The sequence below is a fragment of the Pseudosulfitobacter sp. SM2401 genome (assembly GCF_042932805.1).
In the GTDB taxonomy this organism is placed as follows: domain Bacteria; phylum Pseudomonadota; class Alphaproteobacteria; order Rhodobacterales; family Rhodobacteraceae; genus Ascidiaceihabitans.
The window spans coordinates 455,673-469,441 of the sequence record NZ_CP170633.1; the positions used below are offsets into that span (position 1 = coordinate 455,673).

Genomic DNA, 13,769 nt, shown 5'->3' on the forward strand with positions numbered 1-13,769 from the left:
TGAAATAGCTGTTCATTCTGGATCGCAAAAAATTGTTAATTTGCCGGTTCGCGGGTCCCAGAAAAGCGCTCTTGCCATGCGGCGGTGTCCTCATCGCTGATCTTTGCAAACAATACTTCAGGAACGTCAAAAGCGTGACCAACTTCCAAAATTGAAAGAGCTGCTGCAACATCTTTAGGCCATTCGAATGCATCAATGTGCATAGTTTCCAGCAAGCTTTTTGCGGCGTCCGGAATGAAGGGTGCCGACAGATTTGCGTAAAAACCGATCAAATTTAAGGCCAGCCGGATTTGTGCTGCGGCCTGATCTGGGTCCGTCTTGAACGTGGTCCAAGGTGCTGTTGTTTGTAGATACTCATTACCAGCAACCCAAATTCCGCGAAGCTCTGCTGCCGCTTTGCGTACTTCGATTGCGTCCATGTGATCTTGATAACGCTCCAATCGCACCTGTAAGTCAGTGATCAAGTTGTGTTCCTCAGCACCGTATTCACCGCCCTCTGGAACTGCTTCGCTAAATTTTGACCGGCAAAATTTTGTCACACGAGACACAAAATTCCCAAGGACATCCGCGAGATCTTTGTTCGTCGATTGTTGGAAGTTTTCCCAAGTGAATTCGCTGTCCGAATTTTCAGGGCAATGGCTAAGCAACCACCAACGCCAATAATCTGGCGGCAATAGATTGAGCGCTTGATCCATAAATACTCCGCGACCTTGGCTGGTCGAAAATTGCCCACCGTCGTAGTTTAAGAAGTTGAAAGACTTTAGGTGATCAACCATTTTCCAAGGTTCCCCCGAGCCTAAGATTGTGGCGGGAAAGCTGAGAGTATGAAACGGTACGTTATCTTTGCCCATGAATTGGGTGTAAGTGACATCTTCTGCGCCTTTGTCGGTACGCCACCAACGTTCCCAAGCTGCATCATCTTTGCCGTTCGCTTTCGCCCACTCACCGGCGCAAGCGATGTACTCGATGGGCGCGTCAAACCACACATAGAATACTTTGCCTTCCATTCCAGGCCAATCTGCATCACCGTTTTTGACTGGAATACCCCAATCCAGATCACGCGTGATTCCGCGGTCTCGTAGGCCGTCGCCATCGTGCAACCATTTGCGCGCAATGGAAGTTGTCAGGATTGGCCAATCTTTTTTAGATTCGATCCAAGCGTCTAGTTGATCCCGCATCATGGATTGGCGCAGGAAAAGGTGTTTGGTTTCGCGAACTTCCAGATCTGTGGACCCCGAGATTGCTGAGCGCGGGTTGACCAAATCTGTCGGATCAAGCTGCTTGGTGCAGTTTTCGCATTGATCGCCGCGCGCCTTGTCATAATCGCAGTTTGGGCAAGTACCTTCGACATATCGATCCGGCAAAAACCGCCCATCGGCGTTAGAATAAATTTGCTTGTCGCTGACTTCCCGGATCAATCCTGCGTCTTGCAGTTTTCCGGCAAAATGCTGGGTCAGCTTGTGGTTTTCTGCGGACGATGAGCGTCCGAAATGGTCAAACGACATGCGAAACCCGTCCGCAATCTGCGCCTGAACATCGTGCATTTCTGCGCAGTATTCTGCGACCGGTTTGCCCGCTTTGGCTGCCGCCAGTTCAGCCGGCGTTCCGTGCTCATCCGTTGCGCACAGGAATAAAACCTCGTTTCCACGTGCGCGTTGATAGCGTGCGTACAGATCGGCGGGCAGTTGGCTGCCGATCAGATTTCCGAGATGTTTGATCCCGTTGATGTAGGGAATCGCTGAAGTGATCAGGTGACGGGTCATGGTTTCGCCTTTGGAACGGTTCGGGGCAAAAAGCCCACGTTTGTCGCAGCTTTAGCAGGGGGACGCAGGCGGGGGAAGACGCGCTAGTCGCGTTTGCGCGATTTGCCCGTCAGTCGCCCGATCAAAAAAGATGTGCGTGGTGCGTAAATGTAGCGTGTTTTGTCTTCGCGGGTGGGGCGTGCGCGCATGCGCGTTAACCCAAATATGATAAGCAACACATGCCCGCTTGCGATCATTATGAATAGCGCGCGGGGACCGAATGCGTCGATCAAAATCGATGCACCATAGGGTGCGGCGATGGCCCCAAGGGCAAAATAGAACATCAACGCGGCTGACAATTCGACCCTTTCTGAATCATCTGCAAAGTCGTGGGCATGTGCGGCCGCGACTGAATAAATCGGAAACGATGTCATCCCGAACAGGAATGCGGCCAGCATGATCCCGTTCACACCTAGCCCCGTGGAAAGGACAGTAACAGCGCAGCTGAGCATTGCGGCAACCGACAGCCAGATCAATACCCAGCGACGGTCGAATTTGTCGGCGAGCCAGCCAACGGGATATTGGGCGATGGCCCCGCCAAGGACGAACGCGGACAGAAAATAGGCGATTTGGCCGGCGCTCAGACCAACTTCTTGGCCGTAAAGTGGTCCGACCATACGAAAGGATGCGCTGGACAATGCGGCAACGACGACCCCTGCTGCGGCCAGTGGCGACCGCTCAAACGCCAATCTTGGACGTAGGCGTGGGGCTGACGGCGTGGCAGGTTGCGGTACTTTGGTAAGGGTCAAGGGCAACAAGGCAGCACAGCACAGAATTGCCAAAAGGTTGTACGAAACATAACTGGCGGGTGCCAACACCCCGATCATCATTTGTGCCATCAAAGACCCGCTCATGTCGACGATCCGGTAGACGCCCATGGCCCTCCCGCGCGTTTCGTTTGTGACTTTGGCCTGTAACCAAGCCTCGACCACGGTGTAGCAGCCGGCCACACAGATGCCGGATGCGATGCGCATTCCGGCCCACGCATAGGGGTTAACGATCAGCATATGCGCCAGCAATCCGATAGCTCCGGCGGCTGTGAATGCGGCAAAGGCACGTGAATGACCGACGCTGCCCATCAATCGTGGTGCCCACCAACAGCCGATGAAAAATCCTAAGAAATGCGACGACCCCAAAAGCCCGATTTGCTGATTTGAGAAACCCAGAGCCAAACCGGACAATGCGTCCAAGGGACCAACCCCGCCCGAGCTGAGTTGCAGCAAGAGGACGGACAAGAACAAAGCGGCAAATGAGATGAGCAAACGCATGTGCCAAGGTATGCGCGCGTTGCGGGGTTAGGTGTTAGGGTTTTTCGACAAAGTTGCGTCGTTTTTGTCCCTAGGTTGCGGCGCTGATGTCAGCGTCGATATCCATTTGCACCGTATTGGCGACCAATTCGGGGTATCCGATTGCGCCAAAGGCGGTGCGGTCCAGCTGACCGCGCAGACGCACGCTAAGCTGACGTAGGTCGCCTTTGGCGCTGCCTGTTGGGCGGAATATATTGGCGTCAAACCGGATAGGTTTTGTGACGCCGCGTAGGGTCAGTTGCCCGCTCATGACGGCCCCGTCCGAAATCCGCCCCTGTGGTCCAAGAGTGATCTTGGTGGATCGAAAACGGGCAAGCGGGTGGGCGTTTGCATCCAGAACTGCAGGTGATTTTAGCGCTTGGGTGGCGAACACCAACCCTGTGCGAGCGCGCCTGACATCAGCGCTGACATCCACGAAAGAATTGCTAAGATCGTTCGGATCAATGCGAATATCTGCGGTGCTGACGGGGATGCGGCCAGATTGTGCGACGCCATTTAGTAAAAATGTATAGGTTATGCGTGCCCCGTTTTTGCCCAAAACATAAGGGCGCTGGGCGGCGATGCTGGGGGTGGCGACACAGGCAGCGCTGGCGGCAATCATGAACGTGCGGCGGTGCATAGCAGTCCTCCTCTGGTCACGGGGATATTAGCGCGTTTTAAGCGGATTAGTAGCGCATCACGCGACTTTGATCGGAGTTGCGATCTGCGGCAGGTTCTGCCCACGTGGGGTGCGCAACGTCCAAACCTGTTGGGGGGCCATGCGTGCGCGCAAGCGTTCCAGCCGCCATTGTTGGCGTTTGGGGGCGTGATCTGACGTAAGGTGCCAACGGGTTTCGACCCCTTGCGCGCCTCCCATGCCGGGGGTCAAAAGCAGGCCCAGCGGCATGCGCCCACTGATTTGCCCGCCTTGTTCTGCGGCCAAATGCATGCGGCGTACTTCGGTCAGACCCGGAAGGCCGGGCAGGTCTGCAATGACAAGCGAGACAGTCCCCGAGCGCAAGGTTTCCTCGACGCACCACAAAACGTCCTCGGGACTGCGGGTGCGCACGAACAACAGGCGCGCAGGATCAAGGATTTCGCGCATGGCACAGGGCATCAGCTGTGTGGCGTGCCAACTGGGGGCGATCCACAGAATCGGGCCGGTGGTTTGTGCCCCCGCCCACAGCGCAAAACGATGACGTGCATTGCCACAGGCCTCGTGCACACGCCCCAAAGGCAGTTGCAAATCAGGGGCTTGAGGCAGCAGGGCAAGGCTGGGTGCGGTCCGTTTTGGCTGCCGCTTGAGCAGGGGATGGGTGACTGGCATGAAATGATTATGTTCATATTCACCTTTTGTTCTCAAGGCATTTTTAAACGTATTTCACTTGCAGTGGCGCAGGCGCACGGTAGGATCGCCGGAAATCAGTCGAAGGAATAGCCATGCGAATGAAGCCATTGGGCCGCACCAAGATCGAAGTATCGGAGTTGTGCTTAGGCTCGATGACGTGGGGCACGCAGAACACGGCTGAGGAAGGGCACGACCAGATCGATCGCGCCTTGGACGCAGGTATTAACTTTATCGACACCGCAGAAATGTACCCGGTGAACCCGATCAGCAAAGAAACCGTTGGTCGCACGGAACGGATCATTGGTTTGTGGTTCGAACGCGCGTCGCGGCGCTCTGACGTGGTTTTGGCGACCAAACATTCAGGGTCCGGTATGGGCTACGTGCGTGAGGGAGCCCCGATTTCGGCGACGTCAATCCCCGAAACCATCGAGGGATCGTTGCGCCGCCTCAAGACGGACTACATTGATCTGTACCAATTCCACTGGCCCAATCGCGGCAGCTATATGTTTCGCCAGAATTGGACCTATGACCCATCCAGTCAGAACCGCGCCGAGACGCTGGACAACATGGAAGAGTGTTTGGAGGCCCTGCAAAAAGAAGTCAAACGCGGTACAATTCGCGCCTTTGGCCTGAGCAACGAAAGCGCATGGGGCACGACGCAGTGGCTGGCCGCAGCCGAGCGCAAAGGCGGGCCGCGTGTGGCCTCGGTTCAGAACGAATATTCGCTGCTGTGCCGGTTGTATGACACCGACATGGCCGAGATGAGCATGAACGAAGACGTCGGCCTACTGGCATTTTCGCCGCTGGCGACGGGCTTATTGACGGGCAAATATCAGGGTAAAAAGATCCCTAAAAAGTCCCGTATGACCCTAAGTCCTGAAATGGGTGGGCGTCGCACTGACCGTGCATTCAAGGCTGTGGATGCATATTTGAAAATCGCGAAAAAGCACGGGTTGGACCCAACACAAATGGCGCTTGCGTGGTGCTGCACACGCCCGTTCATGGGCTCGGTTATTTTTGGTGCGACCACGATGGCGCAGTTGGATGTGGCGTTGGGAACAGTTGATGTGACCCTAAGCGACGAGGTGCTGAAAGAGATTGACGCGGCCCACCGTTTGCATCCGATGCCGTATTAACCGGCTAACGTGAACGCTGCGCACGCGCGTTTATCCCGAATGCTTTGACATAAGCCCGAGCAAAGCTGGATTGTGAGGTGAAGCCCGTCGCAAGCGCAATGTCATGCAGCGGTTGCGTGGTGGTGGTGACCTGCCGTCTGGCCTCTAGCAATCGCAACGACAGGTAATGCTGCTGCGCGGTTGTGTTCAGGGCGGCCCGAAATTGCAATTGCAGCGCGCGCGCACCGATCCCTAACTGCTTGGCAATCAGGGCAATAGGCAGCGGCTCATCCAGCGCATCCTCCATCAAGGCATGGGCCCGCGCAGTTGTCCGAGTGTGGCGCTGCGGATCTGGATTACGCAACTGCGGCGCTGCGGGCGACGGGCTGTGATCCAGAATGAAACTGGCCGCAATTTGCGAGGCCAACCGCGCGCCATGATCGCGCCGGATCAGCGCCAGCATCATGTCAATCGCGGGTGTAGCACCGGCACTGGTCAACCGATTACCGCTGATCTGATAACGCGAATTCACCACGTGCACTTGCGGAAAATCACTGGACAGGCTGTCGATGTCTTCCCAGTGGGTCGTGGCACTTTGCCCGTCCAGCAGCCCCGCGCGCGCCATCACCCATGGACCGCCGTCAATGCCGGCCGTGTTCTGCGCAACATTTGCCAGCCGGCGCAGGCTGGCGCGCAATGCAGGTGTGGTTTGTGCCTTTAGTCGAAACCCCGCAACGATCACGAACAAATCGCAACGGTCGACTCGCGCAATCGGGGCGGCAGGCACAATCAACCCCGAGGTCAACTGAACATCCTGACTGGTCGGCGTCGCGAATTGCCACCGGAAAACCTCGCGCCCGGCATGTCGATTGGCAGCGCGCAAAGGATCGACGGCCGCAGCAAAGCTGAGCGTGTTGGTTGCATCCAGCACCAGAATTGTCGCTTTGGTGATTTTATCGGATTGCGGCAAGTAAGATTCGCTTTGTGGCAAGTGTTTTGAACAAGCCACCGCATTATGGCAGGCAAATCAAGTAATATCGCTAAAGGGAGTGTGCACATGCCACTGGAAATGAACAAAGAGGTTTTTATCACGGCGGCCATCACCGGGTCAGGGGCCACTCAGGACCGTAGCCAACATGTGCCGCGCTCACCCAAAGAGATCGCCGAGAGCGCCATCGCTGCTGCAAAAGCGGGTGCCGCGATTGTCCATTGCCACGTACGTGACCCTGAAACCGGCGCGCCCAGCCGTGATTTGCGGATGTTTCGTGAAGTCACGGATCGCATTCGCGAGAGCGATACAGATGTGGTTTTAAACCTGACGGCAGGCATGGGCGGCGACATCGTTTTTGGCGATGTGGAAAATCCGATGACGCTAAGCCAGCAGGGCACCGACATGGCTGGTGCCTCTGAGCGGGTCGCGCATGTCGCCGAATGCTTGCCCGAGATTTGTACGCTCGACTGTGGCACTATGAATTTCGCCGAGGCCGATTATGTCATGACCAACACGCCCGGTATGCTGGTCGCGATGGGGCGGATGATGACCGAAATGGGCGTGAAACCTGAAATCGAAGCCTTTGATACGGGCCACCTTTGGTATGCAAAACAACTGGTTAAGGATGGGGTGCTGGAGTCGCCTGCGTTGGTGCAGCTGTGCATGGGGGTGCCGTGGGGTGCGCCGGATGATCTGAATACGTTTATGGCGATGGTCAACAATGTGCCGGATGATTGGACGTTTTCTGCCTTTGGATTGGGGCGCAACCAGATGGCGTATGTGGCCGCCGCCGTGTTGGCAGGTGGCAATGTGCGGGTTGGGCTAGAAGACAACCTGTGGCTGGACAAAGGCGTGTTGGCCGAGAATTATCAACTCGTGGAACGCGCCGGCACAATCATCGAAAATATGGGTGCGCGGGTGATCGGGCCTGCCGAAGTGCGCGAAAAACTGGGATTGGTCAAAAGAGCCCCCAAGTGAATTTGTGGACCGCTACGCGGACTGTGCGAATAGGGTGGATCCTTGGTGCAATGGCGGTTCTTGCCGCCTGCACGCCGCCACCGCCGATGTCTTCGTTTCGCGACGACACGATACGCCTAAGTGCGAGCACACGTTTCGATCCAACCTCGTTTGCAGGAACGTGGCACGTGCTGGCACATTTGGGCACCAAACCCGAGGGCACCTATCAGTTTGCGTATGACAAAACGGACAAAATCCTGACCCAAAGTACACCAACGAACGAACGCTACACGGTGCGCAGCGCAGGCGTTTTAGATGCAATCGGAACGCCGCAAACTTTGATCATCATGTGGGTGGACGAAGGATTTCGCACCGCGGCAATCGGAACACGCGACGGTACGTTCGGGGCGATTTTAGATCGCCAGCCACGTGGCTCAGCTGACCGTTTCAACGCGGCCATACAGATATTGAAATTCAATGGCTGGGACGTCAGCCAACTTAAGAAAGTGAAGAAATGACAAAAACAGCGGCGATTATTGGCGGTGGCGTGATTGGCGGCGGATGGGCTGCACGGTTCTTGATGAATGGCTGGGACGTGCGAATTTACGATCCAGACCCAGAATCCGAGCGTAAAATCGGCGCTGTGATGGACAACGCCCGCCGCGCGCTGCCTGGCCTCACAGATGTGGTGATGCCTGACGAGGGGCAGATGCAGTTTTGTAAAACCATCGCAGACGCCGCATCTGGTGCTGCGTTCATCGTCGAGGCGGTGCCTGAACGTGTTGAAATCAAACATGCCGTTTATGCCGAAATCGAAGCGGTCAACACCGATGGCCTGATTGCATCCTCGACCTCGGGTATCATGCCGACGGATTTGCAGGCCAAGATGACGCACCCCGAACGCCTGATCGTCGGGCATCCGTTTAATCCGGTGTATTTGCTGCCTTTGGTCGAACTCGTCGCAGGGCAACAGACCGATCCCGCACATATCGAAACCGCCCGCGAAATTTATGCGTCCCTTGGCATGCACCCGCTGCATTGCCGGGTCGAAATCGAAGGGTTCCTATCGGACCGTTTGCAAGAAGCCCTGTGGAGAGAAGCTCTCTGGTTGTTGAAAGACGGCGTTGCAACAGCCGAGGAATTAGACGCGGCAATTGCGTACGGTCCGGGGCTGCGTTGGGCGCAAATGGGAACAATGCAGACGTTCCATTTGGCGGGCGGCGAAGGCGGTATGCGCGCGATGCTCGCGATGTTTGGACCCTGCCTGAAATGGCCATGGACCAAGCTGATGGACGTGCCGGACCTAACGGATGACTTCGTAGAAATGGTTGGCGATCAATGTGATACACAGTCTGGCGATTTGGGACCACGCGATCTGGAACACATCCGCGATAGCAATTTGGTCGGTATCTTGCGCAGCCTAAAGGCCAACGGCTGGGGGGCTGGGGCCACGTTGATCGGTCATGATGCGCAGTTGCGCCAAGGGTCGGTACTGGGCGCGCGCGCCGCCGATTTGGCCGACCCAAGTCAGCCAATTGTCACAGTGCGTCGCGCTGTTCCTCTCGATTGGACGGACTACAACGGCCACATGAACGAGGCAAAATACCTACAGGCCTTTGGTGATGCGACGGACCGATTTATGGAAATGATTGGCTGTGATGCGGCGTATATCGCGACCGGCGGGAGCTATTTTACCGCAGAAACGCACATTCGCCACGTCGATGAGGCGCTGGCTGGCGCGTTGATCGAAGTGCGGACCCAAGTGCTGATGGGTGCCGGCAAAAAGATGCAGCTTTGGCATGAAATGTACGAGGGTGATCGCCTGCTTGCGACCGGCGAGCATTTCTTGCTGCACGTCAGTCTTGAAACCCGTCGCCCAACGGATCCGTCGCCAGCAATCGTTTCAAATCTGGAAACAATCGCAGCTGCACATGCGGCATTGTCTACCCCTGAAGGTGCCGGGCGCGCCGTTGGTCAGCGCCCGTGAAACGGGTATTGATTACGGCAGGTGGGTCCGGCATCGGGCGCGCGATGGGGCAAGCGTTTGACGCCGCCGGGTTCGAGGTTTGGATCACAGATGTGGACCAAACAGCCTTAAATGGGACCCCTTTGGGCTGGCATTCACACCTGTGCGATGCCTCAAACGAGGCTGAAGTGGCCTTAGTGTTTGATGCAATCGCAGCCGCTGGCGGATTGGATGTTTTGTGCGCCAACGCCGGGGTCGCTGGACCAACGGCATTGGTTGAGGATGTAGCCCTTGCCGATTGGCAGGCCTGCGTCAGTGTAAATCTGGAAGGCGCATTTTTGGCGTCAAAATACGCAGCGCCCTTGATGAAATCCGCTGGATGCGGCGCCATTGTCATCACGTCTTCGACGGCCGGCATCTACGGATACCCCAATCGCGCGCCCTATGCGGCGGCAAAATGGGGGATGATCGGGTTGACGAAAACGCTTGCGATGGAACTGGGCCCATTTGGTATTCGGTGCAACGCAATTTGTCCCGGCGCTGTCGAAGGTCCGCGCATGGAAGGCGTGCTGGAACGCGAAGCTGTGGCCAAAAACATGACACGGGATGCGGTGTATGATGGCTATGCAATCGGCACCTCGATGCGCTCGTTCGTAGAGGCGTCGGACATTGCGAATATGGCTGTTTTCTTGGGCTCGGATGGGGCGCGGTTGGTGTCGGGGCAGGTGATCGCCGTGGACGGGCACACGGAAAATCCCGACCCGAAAATCTAGGCGATCTGTGCACGCAAAATATGCAAATGTTCGGGCAAGTCGCGCGCGGTAAAGCTAGCTTGCCGGATCAATTCGTCAAAATGATGGGTCATGATTTCGATACGTTCACGGTCGCGAAATGCCATGTAATGCCCACCAGTATAAAACACCGACAGCAAGGGTCCAAAGATCGTGATGGGCGCTGAGTAAAGCTTGCGCGCGTCAAAAAGATAGATGCGCATGCGGGGATAAAGCTGATCAATCAAGTGCAACAGATGGTCGATCTGCTCTAGCCGCTGTGCAACGGGAAGCCCGCGATAATAGCCGGTGCCTGCAGCAAAGCTTTGCAGTTCAAACATGGGCATCGCGATTTCATAATCGGATTGTGCATTGCGCATCCAGTTCAAACGGTCGGCCGAAGCATTGATCGCTTGCGTCGTCGTGCGCCCAAGATGCGGGGAATATTCCCATTCCAAAAGCCGCTGCGTTTTCAACATGTCGGGTAGGGCGACGGGCACATGGCGAATTTTGTAACCTGCGGCTTCTTGGTGCCAGGCAAAGATGTGTTCATCGACAAGTGCGCGGGGGGCCTCGGTCAATGACAGCGACGCTGAAACAAGGGCCGCTGCACTTTCTGGTCTGTCCGACAGCCCTAACAACCAATCCGCAGACACGCCCAAAGCCGATGCGCAGGCCGCGATCACATGCGCACTAGGCAGGCGCGTTCCATCGTCTTTTAACGCCTGAGACAGGGTGGACCGATCCGTGCCGATGGCCCTTGCAAGCCCGCTTTGCGTGCTGTCTGCGTCGGTCATTGCTTGGCTTAGGCGCAGACGAAACTGAGCGGCTCGATCAATGCGTGATGGTAATTCTCTCATGTGTTTAAAATTATCACGGATTGAGAGTAATGTTAACAATTTTCGGAATGTTGACAGTTCTTGGCAGGAGGTAGGGTTTGGCAACAGTCAGAGGTCTTCTTGCAATCCACAAAAACTACAGCATTTCATCACTCTCGTCGGGTACCGTTGGTTCAGATCGGGGATTGGCCGACACTTGGCCTGTGGATTGCGTGTTACGTTGGGTGGGGCGCTGCGTTGTTTGTGCTGCCGCAAGTGTCGTTCTTGTTAGCCTGCATTGCGCTGGTCGTGGTTTTGGTTCTGCAATCGTCGCTGAGTCATGAAATCCTGCACGGCCATCCGTTTACGAACCTCAAAATCAACTCTGCTCTGGGCCTGCTGGCTGTCGGCCTGCTTGTGCCCTACATCCGATTTCGCGACACGCATTTGGCGCATCATGTCGACGAGCGGTTGACCGACCCCTACGATGATCCCGAAAGTAATTTTTGCGACCCTGCGGTTTGGGCGGCCAAGCCTGCGTGGGCGCGTGCGCTACTGCGGTTCAACAACACGATGTTTGGGCGCATGTTGGTCGGCCCTGCGATCTCGCAATGGGCGTTCATGTTGGCCGATGCGAGGGCGATGATCGCCGGAAATCGGACAATCGCGCGGGCGTGGGCGCTGCACATACCGGCAATTCTGGCGACGATTTTGATCGTGAGTTGGGCCGGTTTTTCAATGCTTGCGTATCTGGCTGCGTGCTACGCTGCGATGAGCATTCTCAAAATCCGTACGTTTTTAGAACACCGCACACAGGACGATCCAACAGCGCGTACCGTGATCGTAGAGGGGCGTGGCGTGTTGTCATTTTTGTTCTTAAACAACAACTTGCATGTCGTCCATCACCTGCACCCCAAAGTCGCTTGGCATGTCTTACCGAGGTTGTATCGCGAAAACAAAGCCAGCTATCAAACCTGCAACAACGGCTATGTTTACACCTCTTATGCGCAAATCTTTCGAAAGCACTTCTTTAAGGCGAAAGACCCCGTGCCGCATCCGCGCTGGCCTTTGGTCTAAAAAACCGCCATCAGCGATCATGAGCTTGTGGATCGGTATTTCAATTGCGGCGGCGGTGTTTCAAACACTGCGCTTTATGTTGCAAAAAATGATGGCCAAGCAAACGTTGTCTGCGGCCGGTGCCACCTTTGCACGGTTCCTGTATTCCGCGCCGTTTGTCGTTCTTTTCACCGCAATTTATCTGGCGCAAACCGGTCAAAGCTGGCCCACTTTGCCGCCGGTATTCTGGATTTACGCGGTGTGTGGCGGCACGGCGCAGGTTTTGGCGACTGTTTGCGTTGTCATGGTATTCAAAAGCCGTAATTTTGCGGTCGGCATTACATTCAAGAAATCCGAAGTCATCCTCGCCGTTGTGACCGGTCTTGTGATCTTGGGCGATCAGGTCACTGCTTGGGGATTGTGCGCGATTGTTTTGGGCGTGATCGGGGTTTTGGTGTTGTCCGCCTCGCCGGAGCAAGGGCGGTTCAAAATGCGTGACATTGCCAACCGCGCGGCGGGCTTGGGTCTGTTGTCAGGCGCGTTGTTTGCGGTGTCTGCGGTCAGCTATCGTGGCGCATCTTTGCAGATTGATATGGGTGATCACTGGGCGCGCGCTGCTGTGACGTTGGCGATGGTTACGTCTATGCAATTGATTGGAATGGCAATTTGGCTGGCTTGGCAGGATGCACCGCAGATTGGTGCCGTGTGGCGCGCACGGTGCGTGACGGCATGGATCGGGATGCTATCAATGGCGGGTTCGTTCTGTTGGTTTTCAGCATTTGCGCTGCAAAACGCGGCTTACGTCAAGGCCGTGGGCCAGATCGAGCTGATCTTTAGCCTGATGGTCACGGTGATCTTTTTCCGCGAGCGCATCTTGTTGCGCGAATGGATTGGCATGGCGATCTTGGGCAGTTCAGTGCTGATGTTGGTTTTGGTGATCTGATTTTTCGAAACTAGTCGGTGGGGGCGTGACCGCGCAGCCTGATGAACAGGCTTTCTTCGTCGTTGTTTCTGAAAAACGGCACGCTTTGCGGCGGCTCAGGATCAGTGGCGCGGGCCTCGATTTCGCTCAGCACGACTTCGGTGATGAACGGCATATCAAAGGCGCGCACGTCGGTTAATGACACCCATTGCAGGTGCGAAAGTTCATCCGAGGCGGCGGTGAAATCATCCGGATCAGTGGCCAAAGCATCTGCATCAACCAGAAAAAATCGCGCATCAAAACGGCGCGGACGGCCGGGTGGGGTCAGTGCGCGAAACACGAACTGCAAAGCAGACGCATCTGGCAAATGACCGGTGGCGGCGAAATCGGCCCAATCGGGATGCACGTCGCCGTGCCACGCGCCTTTTTTGCCCAAGACCTGACCGGTTTCTTCAAACAATTCGCGAATTGCAGCGACCGCCAACGGGTGCGACATATCAGGGGTTGCGTCTTCTTTTAGGCGCTCGCCACACAGATCAGACAGCTGTCCGGCAAGGGTGATGTTTGCGTCACCTGCATCGACAGCGCCCCCCGGGAACACGAATTTGTTGGGCATAAAAGCAGCTTTAGCACCGCGTTGACCCATCAAAATACGCGGCGTGGTCATGCGGTCGCGCAAAACAATAACGGTCGAGGCGTTGCGAATTTGGGTTTTGTCGATGGTCATGCGCGCCCCTA

At 56.0% G+C, this 13,769-nt stretch carries 13 protein-coding genes and 1 pseudogene; 7 read left to right on the top strand and 7 right to left on the bottom strand.

From position 1 onward, the window contains the following. Window positions 1–35 precede the first annotated feature (35 nt). The 4 genes and pseudogenes from metG to ACFIO0_RS02330 form a co-directional block, all read right to left on the bottom strand. Window positions 36–1,793, bottom strand: a pseudogene (gene metG, locus ACFIO0_RS02315) (methionine--tRNA ligase); the annotation flags it as partial. Window positions 1,794–1,846: 53 nt separating this feature from the next. Then, window positions 1,847–3,070 carry an MFS transporter gene (locus ACFIO0_RS02320; RefSeq protein WP_390913212.1) on the bottom strand — a complete coding sequence of 408 codons (1,224 nt, stop codon included), beginning with the start codon at window positions 3,068–3,070 and terminating at the stop codon, window positions 1,847–1,849. Between the two features lie 70 nt (window positions 3,071–3,140). Then, on the bottom strand, window positions 3,141–3,728 hold the full coding sequence (locus ACFIO0_RS02325) for a YceI family protein (protein WP_390913214.1): 588 nt from the start codon (window positions 3,726–3,728) through the stop codon (window positions 3,141–3,143). Window positions 3,729–3,785: 57 nt separating this feature from the next. Then, on the bottom strand, window positions 3,786–4,415 hold the full coding sequence (locus ACFIO0_RS02330) for an ImuA family protein (RefSeq protein WP_390913216.1): 630 nt from the start codon (window positions 4,413–4,415) through the stop codon (window positions 3,786–3,788). Between the two features lie 113 nt (window positions 4,416–4,528). Between ACFIO0_RS02330 and ACFIO0_RS02335 the strand changes: the two genes are divergently transcribed. Beyond that, on the top strand, window positions 4,529–5,572 hold the full coding sequence (locus ACFIO0_RS02335) for an aldo/keto reductase (RefSeq protein ID WP_390913218.1): 1,044 nt from the start codon (window positions 4,529–4,531) through the stop codon (window positions 5,570–5,572). A 4-nt stretch (window positions 5,573–5,576) separates the two neighbouring features. On the opposite strand, the gene ACFIO0_RS02340 is transcribed toward ACFIO0_RS02335, so the two are convergent. Further along, window positions 5,577–6,542, bottom strand: a complete 966-nt coding sequence (locus tag ACFIO0_RS02340; RefSeq protein WP_390913220.1) for a helix-turn-helix domain-containing protein — start codon at window positions 6,540–6,542, stop codon at window positions 5,577–5,579. Between the two features lie 66 nt (window positions 6,543–6,608). Between ACFIO0_RS02340 and ACFIO0_RS02345 the strand changes: the two genes are divergently transcribed. The 4 genes from ACFIO0_RS02345 to ACFIO0_RS02360 are packed head-to-tail and all read left to right on the top strand — an operon-like array spanning window position 6,609 to window position 10,238. After that, the gene (locus tag ACFIO0_RS02345) at window positions 6,609–7,520 is read left to right on the top strand and encodes a 3-keto-5-aminohexanoate cleavage protein (protein WP_390913222.1); all 912 of its coding nucleotides are present in this window, start codon (window positions 6,609–6,611) and stop codon (window positions 7,518–7,520) included. 50 nt (window positions 7,521–7,570) lie between these two features. Next, window positions 7,571–8,017, top strand: coding sequence for a hypothetical protein (locus ACFIO0_RS02350; RefSeq protein WP_390913224.1), 447 nt, complete (start codon window positions 7,571–7,573; stop codon window positions 8,015–8,017). Then, entirely contained in the window at window positions 8,014–9,486 is a 1,473-nt protein-coding gene (locus tag ACFIO0_RS02355) for a carnitine 3-dehydrogenase (protein WP_390913226.1), read from the top strand. The genes ACFIO0_RS02350 and ACFIO0_RS02355 overlap by 4 nt, the downstream gene beginning before the upstream one ends. 44 nt (window positions 9,487–9,530) lie before the next feature. Next, on the top strand, window positions 9,531–10,238 hold the full coding sequence (locus tag ACFIO0_RS02360) for an SDR family oxidoreductase (protein ID WP_390915276.1): 708 nt from the start codon (window positions 9,531–9,533) through the stop codon (window positions 10,236–10,238). Here the strand turns inward: ACFIO0_RS02360 and ACFIO0_RS02365 are convergent. Continuing rightward, a complete protein-coding gene (locus ACFIO0_RS02365; protein WP_390913228.1) occupies window positions 10,235–11,095 on the bottom strand; it encodes a helix-turn-helix domain-containing protein in 861 nt (286 codons plus the stop codon). The genes ACFIO0_RS02360 and ACFIO0_RS02365 overlap by 4 nt on opposite strands. A 147-nt stretch (window positions 11,096–11,242) precedes the next feature. Here ACFIO0_RS02365 and ACFIO0_RS02370 point away from each other — a divergent pair, with 147 nt between their 5' ends. Both ACFIO0_RS02370 and ACFIO0_RS02375 read left to right on the top strand, forming a co-directional pair. Then, window positions 11,243–12,130, top strand: coding sequence for a fatty acid desaturase (locus tag ACFIO0_RS02370; RefSeq protein WP_390913230.1), 888 nt, complete (start codon window positions 11,243–11,245; stop codon window positions 12,128–12,130). 19 nt (window positions 12,131–12,149) lie between these two features. After that, entirely contained in the window at window positions 12,150–13,052 is a 903-nt protein-coding gene (locus tag ACFIO0_RS02375) for an EamA/RhaT family transporter (RefSeq protein WP_390913232.1), read from the top strand. Window positions 13,053–13,062: 10 nt separating this feature from the next. Here the strand turns inward: ACFIO0_RS02375 and ACFIO0_RS02380 are convergent, their stop codons facing one another. Next, entirely contained in the window at window positions 13,063–13,758 is a 696-nt protein-coding gene (locus tag ACFIO0_RS02380) for an NUDIX domain-containing protein (protein ID WP_390913234.1), read from the bottom strand. Window positions 13,759–13,769 lie beyond the last annotated feature (11 nt).